General features: G+C 68.5%; 21 protein-coding genes. 17 read left to right on the top strand and 4 right to left on the bottom strand.

The window, feature by feature from the left end; translation table 11 throughout:
* Positions 1-5: 5 nt before the first annotated feature.
* Positions 6-353: a flagellar motor switch protein FliN gene (gene fliN / locus ACFE7U_RS00105; protein WP_375407690.1), complete on the top strand. Its 348-nt coding sequence runs from the start codon at positions 6-8 to the stop codon at positions 351-353.
* 82 nt (positions 354-435) lie between these two features.
* The gene (locus ACFE7U_RS00100) at positions 436-1797 is read left to right on the top strand and encodes a sigma-54-dependent transcriptional regulator (protein WP_375407689.1); all 1362 of its coding nucleotides are present in this window, start codon (positions 436-438) and stop codon (positions 1795-1797) included.
* 4 nt (positions 1798-1801) lie between these two features.
* Here ACFE7U_RS00100 and ACFE7U_RS00095 read toward each other — a convergent pair whose 3' ends face one another.
* From ACFE7U_RS00095 to ACFE7U_RS00085, 3 genes are all read right to left on the bottom strand, one after another.
* Positions 1802-2074, bottom strand: a complete 273-nt coding sequence (locus ACFE7U_RS00095; protein WP_375407688.1) for a hypothetical protein — start codon at positions 2072-2074, stop codon at positions 1802-1804.
* Positions 2075-2111: 37 nt separating this feature from the next.
* On the bottom strand, positions 2112-3422 hold the full coding sequence (locus ACFE7U_RS00090; protein ID WP_375407687.1) for a capsule biosynthesis protein: 1311 nt from the start codon (positions 3420-3422) through the stop codon (positions 2112-2114).
* Positions 3423-3599: 177 nt separating this feature from the next.
* Complete coding sequence (locus tag ACFE7U_RS00085) at positions 3600-3770, bottom strand: hypothetical protein (RefSeq protein ID WP_375407686.1); 171 nt, start codon at positions 3768-3770, stop codon at positions 3600-3602.
* A gap of 147 nt (positions 3771-3917) precedes the next feature.
* On the opposite strand from ACFE7U_RS00085, the gene leuD reads away from it, so the two are divergent.
* The 5 genes from leuD to ACFE7U_RS00060 all read left to right on the top strand — a co-directional run bounded on the left by leuD (position 3918) and on the right by ACFE7U_RS00060 (position 8526).
* On the top strand, positions 3918-4520 hold the full coding sequence (leuD, locus tag ACFE7U_RS00080; RefSeq protein ID WP_375407685.1) for a 3-isopropylmalate dehydratase small subunit: 603 nt from the start codon (positions 3918-3920) through the stop codon (positions 4518-4520).
* Between the two features lie 78 nt (positions 4521-4598).
* The gene (locus ACFE7U_RS00075; RefSeq protein ID WP_375407684.1) at positions 4599-5789 is read left to right on the top strand and encodes a lytic murein transglycosylase; all 1191 of its coding nucleotides are present in this window, start codon (positions 4599-4601) and stop codon (positions 5787-5789) included.
* Entirely contained in the window at positions 5786-6172 is a 387-nt protein-coding gene (locus ACFE7U_RS00070) for a RidA family protein (protein WP_375407683.1), read from the top strand. The genes ACFE7U_RS00075 and ACFE7U_RS00070 overlap by 4 nt, the downstream gene beginning before the upstream one ends.
* Positions 6173-6401: 229 nt before the next feature.
* Positions 6402-8012 carry a hypothetical protein gene (locus ACFE7U_RS00065; RefSeq protein ID WP_375407682.1) on the top strand — a complete coding sequence of 537 codons (1611 nt, stop codon included), beginning with the start codon at positions 6402-6404 and terminating at the stop codon, positions 8010-8012.
* On the top strand, positions 7924-8526 hold the full coding sequence (locus tag ACFE7U_RS00060; RefSeq protein ID WP_375407681.1) for a hypothetical protein: 603 nt from the start codon (positions 7924-7926) through the stop codon (positions 8524-8526). Before ACFE7U_RS00065 ends, ACFE7U_RS00060 begins: the two co-directional genes overlap by 89 nt.
* A gap of 199 nt (positions 8527-8725) precedes the next feature.
* Here ACFE7U_RS00060 and rplS read toward each other — a convergent pair whose 3' ends face one another.
* On the bottom strand, positions 8726-9184 hold the full coding sequence (rplS, locus tag ACFE7U_RS00055) for a 50S ribosomal protein L19 (RefSeq protein WP_375407680.1): 459 nt from the start codon (positions 9182-9184) through the stop codon (positions 8726-8728).
* A gap of 289 nt (positions 9185-9473) precedes the next feature.
* Between rplS and ACFE7U_RS00050 the strand changes: the two genes are divergently transcribed.
* From ACFE7U_RS00050 to ACFE7U_RS00005, 10 genes are all read left to right on the top strand, one after another.
* Positions 9474-10040 (top strand): NifU family protein, encoded by a 567-nt coding sequence (locus ACFE7U_RS00050; RefSeq protein WP_375407679.1) that lies wholly within the window; start codon positions 9474-9476, stop codon positions 10038-10040.
* A 171-nt stretch (positions 10041-10211) separates the two neighbouring features.
* Positions 10212-10889: a tRNA (adenosine(37)-N6)-threonylcarbamoyltransferase complex dimerization subunit type 1 TsaB gene (tsaB, locus tag ACFE7U_RS00045; RefSeq protein ID WP_375407834.1), complete on the top strand. Its 678-nt coding sequence runs from the start codon at positions 10212-10214 to the stop codon at positions 10887-10889.
* Positions 10886-11407 carry a GNAT family N-acetyltransferase gene (locus ACFE7U_RS00040; RefSeq protein ID WP_375407678.1) on the top strand — a complete coding sequence of 174 codons (522 nt, stop codon included), beginning with the start codon at positions 10886-10888 and terminating at the stop codon, positions 11405-11407. The genes tsaB and ACFE7U_RS00040 overlap by 4 nt, the downstream gene beginning before the upstream one ends.
* Before the next feature lie 16 nt (positions 11408-11423).
* Positions 11424-12314: a lysophospholipid acyltransferase family protein gene (locus tag ACFE7U_RS00035; protein WP_375407677.1), complete on the top strand. Its 891-nt coding sequence runs from the start codon at positions 11424-11426 to the stop codon at positions 12312-12314.
* Between the two features lie 118 nt (positions 12315-12432).
* A complete protein-coding gene (gene miaB, locus ACFE7U_RS00030; RefSeq protein ID WP_375407676.1) occupies positions 12433-13773 on the top strand; it encodes a tRNA (N6-isopentenyl adenosine(37)-C2)-methylthiotransferase MiaB in 1341 nt (446 codons plus the stop codon).
* 37 nt (positions 13774-13810) lie between these two features.
* Entirely contained in the window at positions 13811-14920 is a 1110-nt protein-coding gene (locus ACFE7U_RS00025) for a PhoH family protein (RefSeq protein WP_375407675.1), read from the top strand.
* A complete protein-coding gene (gene ybeY / locus ACFE7U_RS00020) occupies positions 14917-15402 on the top strand; it encodes an rRNA maturation RNase YbeY (RefSeq protein WP_375407674.1) in 486 nt (161 codons plus the stop codon). The genes ACFE7U_RS00025 and ybeY overlap by 4 nt, the downstream gene beginning before the upstream one ends.
* Positions 15403-15447: 45 nt before the next feature.
* Positions 15448-16578 carry a hemolysin family protein gene (locus tag ACFE7U_RS00015; protein ID WP_375407673.1) on the top strand — a complete coding sequence of 377 codons (1131 nt, stop codon included), beginning with the start codon at positions 15448-15450 and terminating at the stop codon, positions 16576-16578.
* Positions 16579-16588: 10 nt separating this feature from the next.
* Entirely contained in the window at positions 16589-18277 is a 1689-nt protein-coding gene (gene lnt / locus ACFE7U_RS00010) for an apolipoprotein N-acyltransferase (protein WP_375407672.1), read from the top strand.
* On the top strand, positions 18274-19430 hold a 1157-nt coding region (locus ACFE7U_RS00005; RefSeq protein ID WP_375407671.1), incomplete at its 3' end, for an MFS transporter. The genes lnt and ACFE7U_RS00005, both read left to right, overlap by 4 nt.

Below are 19430 nucleotides of genomic sequence, written 5' to 3'. Positions count from 1 at the left end.
CCGCCATGTCCGCCGACGATTTCAGCCTGCCGCAGCTCAACGGTGCCGACGCCTCCTTCGACGGGCTCGGCACCGAATCGATCCGCGACGCGCCGACGACGCCCAAGAGCGCGTCGGACCTCGAACAGGTCTTCGACGTGCCGGTGGTCGTGTCGGCGGTGCTCGGTTCGTCGCGGATGCCGATCGGCGACCTGCTCCGGCTCCAGGCGGGTGCCGTGCTCGAACTCGACCGCAAGGTCGGCGAGGCCATCGACATCTTCGTCAATAACCGCCTCGTCGCCCGCGGCGAGGTCGTGCTGGTCGAGGACCGGCTCGGCGTCACCATGACCGAGATCATCAAGAGCGACGACTGACGATCCGGACGCCCTGCCGACCGGCAGGGTGTCGGAGCAACACGAACCCGGCCTCTGAGGCCCACGACCTGGAGTGACCGCGATGCGGCTTCTGATCATCGGACGGCTCAAGAGCGAGCTCGTCACCGCCTCCAAGATCGCCATGAACCGCGGGGCGGCGGTGACCCATGCCGACAGCGTCGAGCAGGGGCTCGCGGTACTGCGCGCCAAGGGCGCCGACCTCGTCATGATCGACGTGTCCTTGAGCATCCGCGACCTCGTCGCGGCGCTCGCCGACGAACGCATCCGCACCCCGGTCGTCGCCTGCGGGGTCGCCACCGACGCCAAGGCGGCGGTGGCCGCGATCCAGGCCGGCGCCAAGGAATACATCCCGCTTCCCCCCGACCCGGAGCTGATCGCGGCGGTGCTGCAGGCGGTCTCCGAGGACGGCCGCGCCTTCGTCTGGCGCGACGCCTCGATGGAGCGGGTGGTCAAGCTCGCCGAGCAGGTGGCGCGCTCGGAAGCCTCGGTCCTCATTACCGGCGAGAGCGGGACCGGCAAGGAGGTGCTCGCGCGGCACGTCCACCAGAAATCGAACCGTGGGTCGCGGCCGTTCGTTTCGGTAAACTGCGCGGCGATCCCCGAAGCACTGCTCGAATCCGAACTGTTCGGCCACGAGAAGGGCGCCTTCACCGGCGCCGTCGCCCGCCGGATCGGCCGGTTCGAGGAGGCCAACGGCGGCACGCTGCTTCTCGACGAGATCTCCGAGATGGACGTGCGCCTGCAATCGAAGCTGTTGCGCGCCCTTCAGGAGCGGGTGATCGACCGCGTCGGCGGTTCCGCCCCCGTGAAGGTCGACATCCGGGTGCTCGCCACCTCGAACCGCAACCTCCTCGACGAGGTCAAGAAGGGCACGTTCCGCGAGGACCTGTTCTACCGGCTCAACGTCGTCCACCTGCGGCTGCCGCCCCTGCGCGAGCGGCCCGCCGACATCCTCGAACTCGCGGGCCATTTCGCGAAGAAATACGCCGAGGTGAACGGCCTGCCCGTGCGCCCCTTGAGCCGCGAGGCAGAGGGGCTCGTGCGCGACAATCCCTGGCGCGGCAACGTGCGCGAGCTCGAGAACACCCTCCACCGGGCTGTCCTCCTCGCCTCCGGCCCGGAGATCGGCCCCGACTCCATCCTGACGCCCGAGGGCGATTCGATCTCCGCGGCGCTAGGGCCGGTGGAGCGCGCCGCCCAGGTCGCCGAAGCCGCCACCCGCGGTCTCGTCGGCCGCACGGTGGCGCAGGTCGAGTGCGACCTGATCCTCGATACCCTCGATCATTGCCTCGGAAACCGCACTCACGCGGCCAAGATCCTCGGGATCTCGATCCGCACCCTGCGCAACAAGCTCAACGAGTATGGCGATGCCGGGCTTGCGGTCGCGGAGCCGGGCAACGTGCGCATGGCCGCCTACGGCTGAGGCCTCAGCCCTGATCGTTCTCGCCCGCGTTCTGCGCGGCGAAGGCTCGCTCCAGCTTCTGCAACGAGACGATGCGGCCGATATCGAACTCGACGTCGCGGATGGTCTCCTCGACGAGGTGCTGCTGCAAGGCCGCACGCGGGTCGTTCGCCGAGAGACCTTCGCGATCCTGAAAGCTCCGGAGCGCGTCCTTGACGACGCGGTACACCGCGTCGCGTTCCTCGCGGGTCATCGAAGGGTTGACGGCACGGGCGACGAGGTCGGCGAAATCGGACATCTGCAGGATCAGGCTTGAGAGCGCGCTCGACGGTCTTTCAGAGTCGCTGGTCCTTGAGGCCGGCGGCGACCAGAGAGGTCGAGCTCCACAGGACCAGGAAGCAGAAGAACGCCACGGTCAAGGTATACCAGCGGCGGGGATAGAGCGAGGCGACCGGCAGGAACGGCGGCACGAAGGTCGACAGGAAGACGTGCTGCTTGCTCGACTCGATCCTGGCGCGGTCGAGCAGGAAATTCGCGGATTCGTTGAGCTTCTCGGAGATGATGCGCTCGACCTGCAGGCCTTCGTATTCGAGAAGCGCCTGGGTCATGTTCGTGGCCGAGCCGGCGGTGATCCCGTCGGTGGTCAACTGATCCTGCAACTGCCGGATCTGCTGGTCGATCGCCGCGATGTTGGCCGCCAGCACCTGGATGCTGCGCGACTTCTCGTCGAGGGAAGAACCGCGAAGGACCTGGAGGTCGGACTCGGCCTTGAGCTTGTCCTTCCGCAGGGTCATCAGGGTCATCACCGTCGATTCCGCCGCCTTGGCCGGATCGATGATCCCCCAGCGGTTCCGGAACGCCTGCAGGCCCACATAGGCGTTGCGCAACCGCTCCTGGGACTTGGCGGCGTCGGCTTCCGCCTGCCTGACCATATCGGCCTGGGCGCGGCGCGCGATGTCGTTGATCAGCAGCTCGGACCGCGCGACGACGTCCTTGCTGATGGTGAGCGCATCCTCGGGCGTGAAGGCGCGCACCGTCAGGGTGATGATGCCGGAGATGACGTCGATATGGGCCTCGACCTGCCGGTTCCAGTACTTGGTCAGGTACTCGATCGGCTGGGGCGCCCAGAAGCGCGCCCAGAGGTCGGCCTCCGGACGCGAGAACATGCGCGAGACCCCGAGCGACTTCTCGACCTGCTCGACGATGTTCTGGCTGCCGATGAATTCCTTGATGACGAAGCTGTCCTGGCTGTTGTGCTTCCTGATGAGAGACGTGAACTCGCCGAGCGAGACATCGCCCATCGGCTCGACATTGCCCCGGATGGCGAAGCGTGCCTCCGCCACGTACTGGTCGGAGGCAACGAGGAAGAGATAGGCCGCCATGATCGCCGTCGGCAGCACGACGAACAGGCCGATCTGCTTCATCAGCGACGCGCCCAGACTGACCGGCTTGGTGCTTCGCTGCGGCAGGCTCGGGATCTGCGACCAGTCAAGTCGCGCGCGCGCCTTGCGCAGCAGGATCGGCAGCCGCCGCTCCGCCGGCCGGGGGGCGATCTCGGCAGTCCGGTACAGATCCGGCGCACGCTGAACCTCGAGGTCGATCACCTCGCGGTCGCGCTCGTGCGGCTTGACCTCGTCGAGACTCATCGCTTCGATTTCCTGGCTTCGATTTCCTGAAGCTCCGCGGGATGCGAAGATCTCATGCCATGGATCGGGGCTGGCGGAATGCGAGCCACGTTCGGCAGACACGACGGGTTTCGTACGGCGGCAAGGGAGCCGCCAAGGTCGAGTGCCGTTTTATTCGGCCGTTTTTGTGGCGTCGGCTCAACGGCCCTTGTCGTTGGCCGGCAGGTGCTTGGCGTATTCCTCGCGCTCTTCTCGCTCCTTGATGAGGTCGGCATAGGCCTGCCGCATCTCCGGCGAGACGGAGACCACCCGGGCCCTCTCCTTCTTGCGCTTGGGCGCCTTCTTGAACTGGTTGTTCGTCTCGGTCATCGCCTGTCCCCGGTTCCGGCTCGGCCGCCATCATAAGGACTTGCGACGACGGCGGCGAGACAGCGGCTTCCGGCTCCCCTGCGCCCCTGCTAGAACGCGGGCGACCTGTGCCGGCACCCGGCGGCGACCACGACGTACGGACGAGAGATGGATAAGTTCACCACCCTGGACGGCGTCGCCGCCCCGATGCGGATCATCAACGTCGACACCGATCGCATCATCCCCAAGCAGTACCTGAAGACGATCAAGCGGACGGGGCTTGGCAAGGGCCTGTTTTCGGAGATGCGCTACCGCGACGACGGCTCGGAGAACCCGGACTTCGTCCTGAACAAGCCGGCCTACCGGAATGCCAAGATCCTCGTCGTCGGCGACAATTTCGGCTGCGGCTCGTCGCGCGAGCACGCGCCCTGGGCCCTGACCGATTTCGGCATCCGCTGCGTGATCTCGACGAGCTTTGCCGACATCTTCTTCAACAACTGCGCCAAGAACGGCATCCTGGCGATCGTGGTCTCGCCCGAGGATCTGGAGAAGCTGTTCGAGGATGCCGAGCGCGGCGCCAACGCCACGCTGTCGGTCGATCTCGAAGCCCAGACCATCAAGGGGCCGGACGGCGGCACCCTGCATTTCGACATCGATCCGGGTCGCAAGGAGAGCCTGCTCAACGGTCTCGACGAGATCGGCCTGACCTTGAAGCGCGCGCCGAAGATCGATGCCTACGAGGACAAGCTCGCCGCGCGCGGCTGGGCCTGAGCGCCGATCGTTACGGTTCGTTTACCATGCCCGCGCCTTAACGATGACGTGACGCTGAACCGCTCGGGAGACGGCCCCATGACTTCGCGTGCCACCACGTCCGCCCTCGCCTGTTTGGCCGCTATCCTCGCGGCGTCCTCCGCCCGCGCCGACTTCCAGTCCTGCCTGTCGGGGCTGCAGTCTCAGGCGGCGGCGCAGGGGGTCTCGGCCGAGAGCTTCCGCAGGGCCACGAGCGGGATCGCTTTCGACGACAAGGTCATCGAGCTCTCCCAGGCCCAGCCGGAATTCAAGACGCCGATCTGGGACTACATGGCGGCCCTCGTCGACGAGGAGCGGGTCGACGACGGCAAGGCGGCGATGCGCCAGCATGCAGGGGCGCTCGCCCAGGCCGAAGCCCGCTACGGGGTCGACCGCCACACCATCGCGGCCGTCTGGGGCGTCGAATCCAATTTCGGCAAGAACCTCGGCAAGATGCCGCTGATCCAGTCGCTGGCCACCCTCGCCTGCTCCGGCAACCGTCGTCGCGATTTCTTCCGTGGCGAGCTGATGGCCACCCTCAAGATCATCGAGCGCGGCGAGATCGAGCCCTCCCGGCTCACCGGCTCATGGGCCGGTGCCTTCGGGCAGACCCAGTTCATGCCGACCACCTACCAGCGCCTCGCGGTCGACCTCGATGGCGACGGGCGCCGCGACGTCGTTGATTCGGTGCCCGACGCCGTCGGCTCGACGGCGAACTTCCTGCGCGCCGCCAAGTGGTCGAACGGCCTCTCCTGGGGCTACGAGGTCCGCGTGCCGAAGGGCTTCAACGCGGGTTCGGCCGGCCGCAAGAACAAGCACGCGGTCGCGCACTGGGCTTCCATGGGCGTCACCCGGATCGATGGCCGGCCGCTCTCGGGCGAGGGACCGATCGGCATCCTGCTCCCCGCCGGCATCGACGGCCCGGCCTTCGCGGTGACGAAGAACTTCGACGCGATCTATTCCTACAACGCCGCCGAATCCTACGGTCTCGCGATCGCGGTGCTGTCCGACCGCCTCAAGGGCCGTGCCGGCATCCAGGCCGAGTGGCCCACCGACGATCCGCCGCTGTCGCGCGCCGAGCGCCGCGATCTCCAGACCCGCCTCACCGCCCGCGGCTACGATGTCGGCGAGCCCGACGGCCGCGTCGGATCGAAGACCCGCGATGCAATCAAGGAGGTGGAGCGCAGCCTCGGCATGCCACAGACGGGGCGTCCGGGCGCGAAGGTGCTCGAAGCCCTGCGGCGGGGATGAGCGAACGCCGGCTCATCACATCGGGCTCGCCCTTCGAGGCCGCCTACGGCTACTCGCGGGCGGTGGTGCAGGGCGGCTTCGTCTTCGTGGCCGGCACCACCGGCTACGATTACACGTCGATGACGATGCCGGAGGATGCGGCGGCCCAGGCCGATGCCTGCTGGCGAACCATCCGTAACGTCCTCGCCGACGGCGGTAGTTCCATCGAGAACATCGTGCGGGTGACCTACTACATCACGCGTCGCGAGGACGTCGAAGCCGTGCTTGCGGTCTGCGGGAGGGTGCTGGCGGAGGTCAGGCCAGCGGCGACGATGCTCGTCGAAATCGGCCTGCTCTTGCCCGAGATGAAGGTCGAGATCGAGGTGACGGCCACTCTGCGCTGATACCGGCGCGAAGTTCGGCGTATCCTTCGCCCCGTCGCAGGCGAATAGGGGCTCGTGAAAGGCAACACGCGATTCGCTGCCGCCTTGCCCACGAGGTCTTGCCCATGAAGTCGCACTCCCCATGAGCAAGCCGGCAACCGCCGCGATCGATGCTCGCGCTCGCCGGTCGCGGCCCGTCGCGGTCCTCATGTGGGTCTGGAGGCTGTATGCCGGCCTCATCCGGACTTTGGTGTCGGTCCTCGTCGGGATGGTGCTGCTCGTCTTCGCGCTGCTGTTCGTCAACTACGTCGTGCTCTCCACCGCGAAGAGCCGCGCCTATCGCAATCTCGATCCGACCGCGGAGCCGTGCCGGGACGGCCTCGCCCGGGGCTGGACGGTGCTGACCGAGGTCGGACGCGACACCCTGCGCACGTCCATGGAGGCCGCCGACGGCGGCTGGATGGATACCAGCAACGACGAGCTCGCGGTCGTGGCGAAGGACGACGTCTGGACGACGCGTCTTCGCTGCTCCCTGCAACGTCACGTCGTCCCTGCCACGGCCCCGAACGCCAAGGACATCTCATACAATCTCGGCTTCCTCGAATTTCAGGAGAACGGCGAACCCTACGCCCTGGTCTCGAGCGGCGTCGACGGCAGCGACCGCAAGGTCACCAGTGCGATGCTGCGGAACGCGATGGAAGGCGAGATGCACGCGCAGAATAAGGCGGCCTCCGCCGTCAAGCCCGTAATCACCCAGCTCGACGTCCTGACGAAGCATCTCGGGACCGGCTCGCATTACGTGATCGTCTTCATCCACGGCTGGCGCCACGACGCCCGGATCGGCGACAGGAACGTGGCCGATCTCCGGCTCTACGCTGCCCATGCCGCACGCTTCCTCGCCCAGCGCTGCCCCACCGAACCGAGCTACTGCGACATGGACGTCACCGGCATCTATGTCGGTTGGCGCGGCGCCCGCGTCGACGAGAGGGGGCTGAAGGATTATTTCGGCACCCCCGTCGGCGGTGTCCTCGGCGACCTCTCGGCGGGAATGACGCTGTTCGACAGGAAGCCCGTCAGCGAGGCCATCGCACCGGCGGCGATCTCGGCGCTCCGCACCCTCGAAGGCGTTCTGAACCCACCACCCCTGGCCGACGGAAGCGGTCCCGGAACCCATAACAGGATGATCGTCGCGGGCCACAGCCTCGGCGGGAACATGCTGGCCACGGGCCTGAAGGACGACCTGATCAAGGCGGTGAGGCGCCACAAGTTCGGGCAGGTCCTGCCCCCTGTCCTGGGCAACCTCGTCGTACTGATCAATCCCGCTTCCGAGGCGACCAAGTGGACCGCGGTCCAGCGGGAGGTCTGGAACAGGATCGCCTTCCACGCCGATGCGCACACATCGCCTTCCGACGTGAGCCGCGGACGGTTTCTTCCCGATCGAGCAGCGGCCCGTGATCATGTCGGTGACGGCGGCGCTGGCCTTTCCGGCCGGCAGATTGCGACCCGGCGATTGCGCCTGGATCGGACTCGATTCCGACGACCGGTTCAACGGCGCCCGCCAGCGGATTCGTCAACGGCTGACCAACACCGACAGCATGTTCGATGCGGGCGTCGACTACGATTGGGCCACCCACGACCTGTTCCCGACCTTCAAGTTCGATTTCCGGCCGGCAGCGGGCTATCTCGACCGTCTCGCAGCCCGATTCGAAGGTCGTCGACTGCCAGGCGAGAGCTGCTCTCAACCCCGCCACGTGAATGTGCTGGCGCGATTGATGACCTTGCCGATCCGGACCTTATCCCTCCTGGCGTCGACCTTCCCGTTCCAGGATTCCTCGCGAGAGCAGTCGCACACCATCGGTAATCTCGATCCGCCCCGCCCGGCTGCCGGCCTCCTCGCGGACGCCCTGGATTCGGCGGCACCGTTCGGGACGACCCACGAGCTTCTCTGCCTGAACTCGACGGGCGCCGGGGCCTATCACCCCTACGCGACGCTGGCGGATGCGCCGATCGACTGCCCCGTGACCAACCACTGGCTGACGCGGGCACGCACCCAGCGACGGGACCAGAACGGGCTGCTTTGGGACAGTGAAGACCTCGCTCCGTCGGTGTCCGGCGTGACCGGACAGGGAAGGCCCGCCGCGCAATTCCTGCATGGCCTTCATCTCACCGGCATCGCCCCCATTACCCGGGGCAACGATCCGTTCTGGAACGTCCGCGCCTTCGACAACGCCCTCTCGCGTCACGACGGCTACCGGCTGACCTCGTTCATCTGCGCGATGAACCAACTCGTCATGGACGATATCACCGAGGTTCCCTCCGCGATGAAGGGCGTCAGGGCGGAGCCGGGTAGCCCGGCTTTCAGTCCGAACCCCTGATCGGGTGCCGGCGCCGAGACAACAAAAAGCCTGCAGCGACAGATCGTGTCGCTGCAGGCTTTTTGCCGCCGACCTTCATGGCCGGACTTCGTTGTTTCAGACCGAAGCCGGACGAGCGGTCCGGTTCGTTCAGATGGGCTCGCGGCCTTCTCTGAAAGCGTAGGGAGAGTGCCGTAAGCCTAACCCAGCGACGATGGCCTCATTCGGCGGCGGCAGCCTTCGCGGCGGACTTGCTGGCCTTCTCGGCCTTGCGGGCGTCCTTGGTCGCCTTCGAGGCATCGGCCTTGGCGGCCTTCTCGGCGGGGCGGTCGGCGCGCTCGACGATACGGGCCGACTTCCCGCGGCGGTCGCGCAGGTAATAGAGCTTGGCGCGCCTGACCTTGCCGCGGCGGACCACCACGATCGAATCGATCAGCGGCGAGTAGATCGGGAAGACGCGCTCGACGCCCTCGCCGTAGGAGATCTTGCGGACGGTGAAGCTCTCGTTGATGCCGCCGCCCGAACGCGCGATGCAAACGCCCTCATAGGCCTGGACGCGAGTACGCTCGCCTTCCTTGACCTTGACGTTCACCGTCACCGTGTCGCCGGGCTGGAAATCCGGAATGGTCTTGCCGAGCGCAGAGATCTGCTCCTGCTCGAGCTGCTGGATGATGTTCATCGGTTATGCTCCGCCGTGTCGCGCCCGCGCTCCGGCAAGGAGCATTAGGCGTCAGGATTTCGGCATCCTGTTGTGAGTTGGCGCTGCCATTACAGGATGGATCGCGCCTTGTCGATGCGCCCGTCGTGGAAACGTCGCATGAGCCGTCTCCACAGGGACCGTCATGGCTTGGGTGGTCCCTGTTGAGAAAATCCCCCGCACGGTCCACATGAGCCATGGCGGCGGTTTCTCCCGGCGCCGTTCCCGGCCGGCCTTGAACCGGCGCAGCGGACGAGGATCGTAAGACACCATGTTCATCCAGACCGAAGCCACTCCCAACCCGGCCACCCTGAAGTTCCTGCCCGGTCGCGTCGTGCTGCCCGAGGGCACGTTCGAGGCGCGAGATGCCGAAGCGGCGGTTCGCTCGCCCCTCGCGCAGCGCCTGTTCGGCATTCCCGGCGTCAGCGGCGTCTATCTCGGCCACGACTTCATCTCGGTCACCAAGGCCGACGGCGACGATGCCTGGCCGCAGGTGAAGCCCGCCATCCTCGGCGCCATCATGGAGCATTTCCAGTCCGGCGCCCTGGTGATGGCCGAGGGTTCGTCGACCGCCGACGACGACGCCGAGGAATTCTACGACGAGGCCGACCACGACACCGTGGTGACCATCAAGGATCTGCTCGAGACCCGGGTGCGCCCGGCAGTGGCCAGCGACGGCGGCGACATCACCTTCCGGGGCTTCAAGGAGGGCATCGTCTACCTGGAGATGAAGGGGGCCTGTTCGGGCTGCCCCTCCTCCACAGCGACCCTGCGCAACGGCGTCCAGAACCTGTTCCGGCACTTCCTGCCCGACGTTCGGGAGGTTCGCGCCGTCTGATCGACAGGCCGGCATGCGGCTCGGGCGAAGCGCCCGTGCAACACTCCGGCCCGAACGTCGCGCAGGGGGCCTCCCCGCGCTGACGCACTTCCGTTTTTGCCTTAAGCTCCCGCCTCTGCGGCGGGCCGTCTTGCAAAGACCTGACGGATCTTCGCCCGATCGGGAGTGATGTTGCGTATCCTGGCCATCGACACGGCGCTCGATTCCTGTGCCGCCTGCATCGCGACCGACGAATCCGACGCGCTGCTGGCCGAGGAAGCCATGATCCTGGCCCGCGGCCATGCCGAGGCCCTGTTGCCTCTGGTCGAACGGGTCGTCGCGCGGATCGAGGGTGGATTCGAGAGCTTGGACCGGGTCGCGGTCACGGTGGGACCGGGAAGCTATACCGGCCTGCGGGTCGGGCTCTCGGCGGCACGGGCGATCGGCCTTGCCACCGGCATCCCCGTGGTCGGGGTCACCACGTTGTCGGCGCTCCTGGCGCCTCTGCTCGCCACCAACGGCGAGGGACTCATCGTCGCTGCCATCGATGCCCGCCACGGCTCAGTCTACCTTCAGGCCATGAGCCTGACCGAGGGCGTCATAGTACCGCCGAGCCTCGTCGCGCTGGAGGAGGCGGCCTCCCTGATCGCTGCGCGCGCGACCCTCGTCGGCTCGGGCGCGCCCGCCCTCTCGGCGATCATGGCCGCACGCGGATTCGAGACCGTCGTGGCGTCGACGGCAGCGCCGGAGATCGCCTGGGTCGCCTCCCTCGGGCTCCTGGCCGACCCGGCCCAGGCCCTGCCCCGCCCCCTCTATCTTCGCGGGGCCGACGCCACACCGCAGGATCATGCGAGGATCGCCCGTCGATGAACCGATCGCCGTCCCCGTTCTGGCCCCTCGACATGTGGATGGCCTGGTGGGATGCCTGGGGTGCCGAACCCTACGTCGCGCTCCTCAGGGATTCCGGGCAGGCCCCGGTGCTGTCGCGCCTCCACGCCACGGCCTTCGCCCGCCCCTGGGACGCGCACGAGTTCGAGCGTATGCTGTGCGAACGCTCGACCGAAGCCCACGCCCTGTGGCGTAGCGGAACGGTCCAGGGCTTCGTGCTCTCGCGAAAGATCGCGGACGAGGCCGAGATCCTGACGCTTGTTCTCTCACCGTCGGTCCGCGGCGGCGGCTTGAGCCACCGCCTCCTGCGCGAGCACCTCGCCCATCTGGCCCAGGCCGGCGTGCGCAGCGTCCATCTCGAGGTCGACGAGGGCAACGTCCCCGCCCTCAAGCTCTATGCCCGTCACGGGTTCAATCAGGTCGGCGAGCGCACCGGCTACTACGCCCGCAAGGACGGCAGCCGCGCCACGGCGCTGACCATGAAGGCGTCCGTTTCGTGAGGCGCCGCGGGCCGAGATGACCCGGTTCGGCACCGTCCTGCGGCTTCTCGTCTGCGTCCTGGTTTTCGTCGTCCTCGTCGGCCCGCAATGGCTGAGCCTGCGCTTCGGGCGCGGTCGGGTGGCGGCGCACCTGCCGACGTGGTTCCACCGGGTCTTCCTGCTGCTGTTCTCCGTGCGCGTCAGCCAGAGCGGGGCGCCGCCACGCCATGGCGAACCGGCCCTGGTGCTTTCCAACCACGTCTCCTGGCTCGACATCCTGGTGCTGGGGAGCCTGCGGCCGCTCTCCTTCGTGGCGAAGTCCGAGATCGCGGGCTGGCCCGTGGTCGGGCTGCTCGCCAGGCTGCAGCGCACCGTCTTCATCGATCGCGCCCGGCGCGCGGCGACCGCCGACGTCAACGCCGCCCTCGCCGAGCGTTTGGCGCAAGGCGACCTCATCGTCCTGTTCGCGGAAGGGACCACGGGCGACGGCACCCGCCTGCTGCCGTTCCGCTCCTCGCTCGTCGGAGCGGCCCGGGCCGCCATCGACTCGGAGACGAACCGGCACACCCGCATCCGGCTGCAGCCGCTGGCGATCGCCTATCCGCGCCGCAACGGGATGGCGGTGACGCGGGGCGAGCGCCCCGACATCGCCTGGTATGGCGACATGGAACTGGCGCCACACCTCTCCGTCTTCCTCTCCGGCGGCCCCATCGACGTCCATGTGGTCTGGGGCGAGCCGATTCCCTTCGAGACCGGGACCGACCGCAAGCGCGCCACCGCCATGGCCGAAGCCTCCGTGCGCACCGCCCTTCAGGAGACGCGCTACGGGCGGCCGCTGAGCGCGGAGCCGGCGGCACAGGAGGCGCGTTTCAACGAGGGCAGCCGAAGCGCCGCCGACTTGCCCGGCCCCGGTCTGCCGGCGGTCTGACGCGCGACCCGCTTCGGCGCGATCGGTCACGGCACGGGCTCGCGACGCGGACGCGGGATTGTGGTACTCGGCGGTCTCCATCACGCGCCAGCGAGCCGCGCTTCGGGACCCGAGCATTTTGAAGAAAGCCTTCGTCAAATCCTACGGCTGCCAGATGAACGCCTACGATGCCGGCCGCATGGCGGACGTGCTCGGCGCCGAGGGCTACGCCGCCACGGACATGGTCGAGGAGGCGGACGTCGTCATCCTCAACACCTGCCACATCCGTGAGAAGGCTGCCGACAAGGTCTATTCCGAGCTCGGCCGCCTGCGCGTGCTCAAGGCAACGCGGCGCGAGTCGGGCCAGGATACGCGGATCGTGGTGGCGGGCTGCGTCGCCCAGGCCGAGGGTGCCGAGATCCTGGCGCGCGCGCCGGCCGTCGACGTGGTCGTCGGCCCGCAGAGCTATCACAACCTGCCGGCCCTGCTCGCCGCCTCGCACACGAAGCGCGTGGTCGACACCGCCTTCCCGATTGAGGACAAGTTCGACCACCTGCCCGCGCGCCGCACCAGCGCGGTCGCGAGCTTTCTCACGGTGCAGGAAGGCTGCGACAAGTTCTGCGCCTTCTGCGTCGTGCCCTACACCCGCGGCGCCGAAGTCTCCCGCAGCGTGGCGGCGATCCGGGCGGAGGCCGAGGCCCTGGCCCGCGGCGGTACCCGCGAGATCACGCTGATCGGCCAGAACGTGAACGCCTATCACGGCCTCGGACAGGACGGGACGCAGGCGGCGCTGCCGGCATTGATGCGCGAACTCGCCACGATCCCCGGTCTGCTGCGCCTGCGCTACACCACCAGCCATCCCAACGACATGGACGGCGACCTGATCCGGGCGCATGCCGACATCCCGGCCCTGATGCCGTTCCTGCACCTGCCGGTGCAGTCCGGATCCGACCGCGTGCTGAACGCAATGAACCGCAAGCACGATGCGGACACCTATCGCCGGCTCATCGCGAGGGTGCGCGAGGCGCGTCCCGACATCGCGCTGTCCTCGGACTTCATCGTCGGCTTCCCGGGCGAGACCGACCAGGATTTCGCCGACACGATGCGTCTCGTCGCCGAGATCGGATTCGCGAGCGCCTATACCTTCAAGTACAGCCCCCGCCCCGGCACACCCGCCGCCGAGCGCGAGGACGCGGTAGCCGAGGCGGCGAAATCGGAGCGTCTCGCCGCCCTGCAAGCCCTGCTCGATGCTCAGCGGCATGCCTACAATGCCGGCTTCGTCGGGTCGGTGGTGGATGTGCTGGTGGAGAAGGCTGGGCGCGAGCCCGGCCAGGTCGTCGGCAAGACGCCGCATCTCCTGACCGTGCAGATCGATGCGCCCGCGACCGTGATCGGAACCTTGGTTCCGGTGCGGATCGTCCGGGCGGGGACGAACACCCTGTTCGGCGAGATCGCCCACGACGCCGCGGTGGCGGCGTGAGCGCGGCTCGACCGGCCCCGACCTCGAGGAAAATCGCATGCCCGCATCCGACGCCATGAACGGGCGCGGCGGCCCCTTGCGCGGGCGCGGCCCCGCCTCCCGAGTGGGCGAGATCGTGGAGAGCGTGGAGGTCTCGCTGACCTTCGACGACAACCGCCTCGCGAGCCTCGTCTTCGGCCAATACGACCAGAACGTCGCCCATATCGAGCGTCGTCTCGAGGTCGTCGCGACTGCGCTCGGCAACCACCTCGTGATCAAGGGGCCGCCCGACGCCGCCGAGAAGGCACGCCGGGTCTTCGAGCGGCTCTACGCCCGCGTGCGCAACGGCGGGCACGCCCTGACGCTCGGCGACGTCGACGGCGCGATCAAGGAGACGACGCAGCAGGGCGTGCTGTTTCCCGTGGACGAGATCAGCGCCGAACCGGACCGCCCGGTCTTCGACCAGATCGCCACGCGCAAGCGCGGCGCCGTGCGCGCCCGCAACGCCGCGCAGGACGCCTACATCAAGGCCCTGCGCAGCCACGAACTCGTCTTCGCCGAAGGCCCGGCCGGCACCGGCAAGACCTGGCTCGCCGTCGGCCACGCGGTCTCGCTGCTGGAGCAGGGCCATGCCGAGCGCCTGATCCTGTCGCGCCCGGCCGTCGAGGCCGGCGAGCGCCTCGGCTTCCTGCCCGGCGACATGCGCGAGAAGGTCGATCCGTATCTGCGCCCCATCTACGACGCCCTCTACGACTTCATGGAGGCCCGCCACGTCGACCGCGGCCTCCAGACCGGCCTCATCGAGATCGCGCCGCTCGCCTTCATGCGCGGGCGCACGCTGACCAACGCGGTGGTGCTCCTCGACGAGGCGCAGAACACCACCTCGATGCAGATGAAGATGTTCCTCACCCGTCTCGGCGAGAACTCACGCATGATCATCACCGGCGACCCGAGCCAGGTCGACCTGCCGCCGGGCCAGAAGTCGGGCCTCGTCGAGGCGGTGAACATCCTCGACGGCGTCGAGGGCATCGGCCGCATCGCCTTCCGCGATGTCGACGTGGTGAGACACGACCTCGTGCGCCGGATCGTGACGGCCTACGAATCGGCAGCGCACGGGACGGATCAGGGCGATCGCAACGCCAATCCGCGCCGGCGGCCGTTGGCATGAGATCGGCCGAGATCGACGTTGCCGTCGACGACCAACGTTGGGACGGTGTCACGCCCGACCTCGAGGAATTCGTGATTCGGGCGGTCGAGGCCGGCCTCGCCGTCGCTCCCGCTCCGTCCACACGGCGCGTTGAAATCAGCATCCTCCTCACCACCGACGCCGTCGTGCAGGACCTGAACAAGACCTGGCGTCGCCAGGACAAGCCCACCAACGTGCTGTCGTTTCCCGCCCCGCCGCAACCCGGCCATGCGGAGGGACCGGTGCCGCTCGGCGACGTCGTTCTTGCGTATGACACGATGCTGCGCGAAAGTGCGGAGCAGTCGAAGCCGCTTGCCCATCACCTCGCTCACCTCCTCGTCCATGGCACCCTTCACCTTCTCGGCCAGGACCACGAGACCGGAGATTCCGAGGCCGAGGCCATGGAAGCCCTGGAGGTCGTCGCCCTGCGCGGCCTCGGCATCCCCGATCCCTACGCGGATTGAGCGGCGCGCCGGACCGACCCGAGTCCCATTCCAGACCAGAGAGACATGACGAACGATCGAAGTCGCGGCGCGGCCCAGGCCGCGCTCAGTGCTACCGACGGCGAAGCCACTCCGCGCGAAGCGCCCGCGCGAGAACCCTGGTACGACCGCCTGCTCAACGTCTTCCACCTTCGGCCGCGTGATTCGCTGCGCGACGACATCGAAGATGCGTTGGCGGTGCCGGAATCCGGCGAGAACGCCTTCTCGCCCATCGAACGCGCGATGCTCAAGAACGTGCTCGGCCTGCACAAGGTGCGGGTCGACGACGTGATGATTCCCCGCGCCGATATCCTCGCGGTCTCGATCGAGACGAATCTCGGCGACCTCCTCAAGATCTTCCGCAGCGCCGGGCACTCGCGGCTGCCGGTCTATGGCGAGTCCCTCGACGATCCTCGCGGCATGGTCCACATCCGCGACTTCGTCGACCACATCGTCGCCCGAGCGGAGGCGAGCCCACGCCGGGCTCCCGCGACCCCGCCGGTCGGCGGCGAAGCGCCCCAACCGACGACGACGCGGCCGAGGCGCGGGAATCGTGCCCTGCGCGGGCTCGATCTCGGAAATGTCGATCTCACGGCGACGCTGGCCTCGACGCGGATCCAGCGCCCCGTCCTGTTCGTGCCCCCTTCGATGCCGGCGATCGACCTTCTCGTGCGGATGCAGGCGACCCGCACCCACTTGGCCCTCGTCATCGACGAGTATGGCGGGACCGATGGGCTGATCTCGATCGAGGATCTGATCGAGATGGTCGTCGGCGACATCGAGGACGAGCACGACGTCGCCGAGGGCCATCGCGTCCAGCGTGTCGAGGGCGAGCCGGACGTCTTCATCGCCGACGCCCGTGCCGGCCTCGCCGAGGTGTCGGCGGCGGGCGGCGTCGATCTCGTGGCCGCCGTCGGCGACATGGCCGAGGAGATCGACACGATCGGCGGCCTCATCGTCACGCTGGCCGGCCGCGTGCCCTCGCGCGGCGAAGTCATCGCCGGACCGGGCGATCTCGAATTCGAGGTGCTCGACGCGGATCCGCGCCGGGTGAAGCGGATTCGCCTGCAACCTGCGCGTACGCGGATCGGCTCCGTGGTGCCGCTCGCCCTGCCGCCTCCGAGCGCCCATCCTCCCGCGGACATGTCCGCTCCGTGACGACAACGCCATGAATCGTGCCTTCGAGGCGGCCGGACCCGTGCCGCATATCGGGCGGGCGGGAACGGGTCCGCTCGCGAGCCTCGCGCAATGGGTGATGCTCACGTCGGGCTGGCGTCGCCTTCTCCTTGCCTTCTGGAGCGGGGCCCTCGGCGCCCTTGCAATGCCGCCCTTCGGGCTCCTGCCCGCGCTCGTCGTGTCCTTGAGCCTTGCCGTCTGGCTGATGGACGGGGCCGCCACGGGACGGAAGGGCGGCCTGCGCACCGCGCTCGCCTGCGGCGTCATCGGCTGGGCCTGGGGGTTCGGCTATCTCACCGCCGGCTTGTGGTGGCTCGGTTCCGCGTTCCTGGTCGAGGCGCAGGATTTCGCCTGGGCGCTGCCGCTCGGCGTAGTCGGCCTGCCGGCCGTGCTCGGCCTATTCTACGGCGTCGGCTTCGCCCTGGCGCGGCTGGTCTGGTCGCGCGGGGCCGGGCGTGTCGTGGCGCTCGGCTTCGGTCTTGCCGCCTGCGAATGGCTGCGCGGCCACCTCTTCACCGGTTTTCCCTGGAACACGCTCGGCTTGGCGCTGGGCCAGAACCTCTGGCTGATGCAGGGGGCAGCCGTGATCGGCGTCTACGGCCTGACGATCCTCGCCATCGCCATCGCCGCCGCGCCCGCCACCCTCGCAACCGGCGGGAGCGCCGCGGGACGCTTGGGACCGAGTGCGGCCGCGGCTCTCACCCTGATCCTGCTGGCCGGCTTCGGCGCCACCCGACTGCCGGCGACCGCCGACCCGACCGTTCCCGGCGTGCGCCTGCGCCTGATGCAGCCGAACCTCGAACAGGACGCCAAGTTCCGCCCCGAGAACCGCGATGACATCCTCGACCGCTACATCGAACTCAGCGACCGCGCCTCGGCGCCCGATCGCATCGGGCTCTCCGACATCACCCATGTGATCTGGCCCGAATCGGCTTTCCCGTTCCTGATCCAGCGCGACCCGGCAGCGATCGCACGCATTGCCGCCGCGCTGCCGCAGGGCAAGCATCTCATCACCGGGGCCGCCCGGATGGGCGAGCCGATCCCGGACGAGCGCCCGCGCTTCTTCAATTCGATCATGACGCTCTCGGCCGGTCCGACGCTGGGCGACGTGTACGACAAGGTCCATCTCGTCCCCTTCGGCGAGTACCTGCCGGCGCCGCTCGACGCGGTCCTGCGGGCGGTCGGCCTGCGCCAGTTCGTGTCGATCCCCGGCGGCTTCACCGCCGGCAACCGCGCCGCGCAGCGGATCATGACCGTGCCGGGCCTGCCGCCGATCGCCGCCACCATCTGCTACGAGGCGATCTTTCCCGGCGCGATCGTCCCGGACGGTGCTCCCGGGACGCCAGCGCCGGTCCCAGGCTTCATCCTCAACCTCACCAACGACGCCTGGTTCGGCGATACGCCGGGTCCCCGGCAGCACTTCGCGCAGGCCCGCCTGCGGACGGTCGAGGAGGGGCTGCCGCTGGTACGCGATGCCAATACCGGCATCTCGGCGGTGGTCGACGCCCATGGACGCATCACCGCCAGTCTGCCTCTCGGCGTGGAGGGCGTTCTCGACGCCGCCTTGCCCGCGCGTTTGCCGGGGCGGACGCCCTACGCTTCCCTCGGTGATATTCCCTTCGCCCTGATGCTGGTGGCGAGCCTGGGTTACGCCATCGTGGCGAGGCGCCGCGACGCGTGAGCCCTCCCCCCGGCAAGGCCATCCATCCCGTCCTCATCGGGGTCGGGATGATGCTGGTCGCTTTCAACATGCGTCCCGCCCTGACCACGGTCGGTCCGCTTCTCACCGGGATCATGGCGCAGACCGGCCTCAGCGCGGCCGGCGCGGCCGTGCTGACGACTCTTCCGGTGCTGTGCCTCGGCCTGTCCTGCGCCCTGGGACCGCTGGTGATCCGGCGCCTCGGCCCGGACCGCGGCGTGCTCGTCGCAATTCTTGTCGTCGCCCTCGGCTCGGGCCTGCGCGGCCTCGGCGGATTGGCCGGAACGGGCGTGCTTCCCGCTCTCTTCCTCGGCGCCTGCCTCGCGGCGGCCGGCATCGGGCTCTCCGGCGTCCTCCTTCCCGGCCTCGTCAAGCGCGATTTCCCTGCGCGGGTCGGCCTGATGATGGGCCTCTACACCATGGTGCTCTGCCTTGGGGCCGCGACCGGCGCCGGGATCAGCGTTCCGCTCGCCCAGATCCTCGGTGGAGGCTGGCCGCTGGCGCTGACGATCTGGATTCTCCCGGCGCTGATCGCGATGCTGGCCTGGGCGCCGCTGGCCCTTCGCGGGGCGGGACTCGGCCGATCGGCCTTTGGTGACCGCGCGCTGTGGCGGGATCGTCTCGCCTGGCAGGTCACCGGCTTCATGGGCCTGCAATCGGCGCTGGCCTACATCGTCTTCGGCTGGCTTCCCGCCCTGCTGCAGGACCGTGGTCTCAGCGCCGTCGAGTCCGGCTTCATCGCGTCGATCATGAGCCTGGGCCAGGCGCCGAGCGCGCTGTTCGTACCAGCCCTGGCAAGCCGTTTTCGCGATCAGCGCGCCTTCGTCGTCGGACTCATTTTGCTTTGCGCCGCCGCTTTCACGGCCATGTCCCTCGGACCCTCGGCGCTGATTCCCGGCCTCGCGATCGTGCTCGGGGTCGGCCTCGGCGGCGTGTTCGGCCTCGGCCTCACCATCATCGTCCTGCGGGCGCGGGATGCGCAGAGCGCGGCCGGCCTCTCGATCATGTCACAGGGCGTCGGCTACACCTTCGCCTCGCTCGGCCCGCTCGGGTTCGGGCTCGCACACGATGTCAGCGGCGGCTGGGGATGGCCGACGGCACTGTTCGTCGCGATCGCGATGGGGAGCATCGTGTG

The organism is uncultured Methylobacterium sp. (assembly GCF_964251405.1).
Lineage (GTDB): Bacteria > Pseudomonadota > Alphaproteobacteria > Rhizobiales > Beijerinckiaceae > Methylobacterium.
This window is presented reverse-complemented; position numbering and strand designations above follow the sequence as displayed.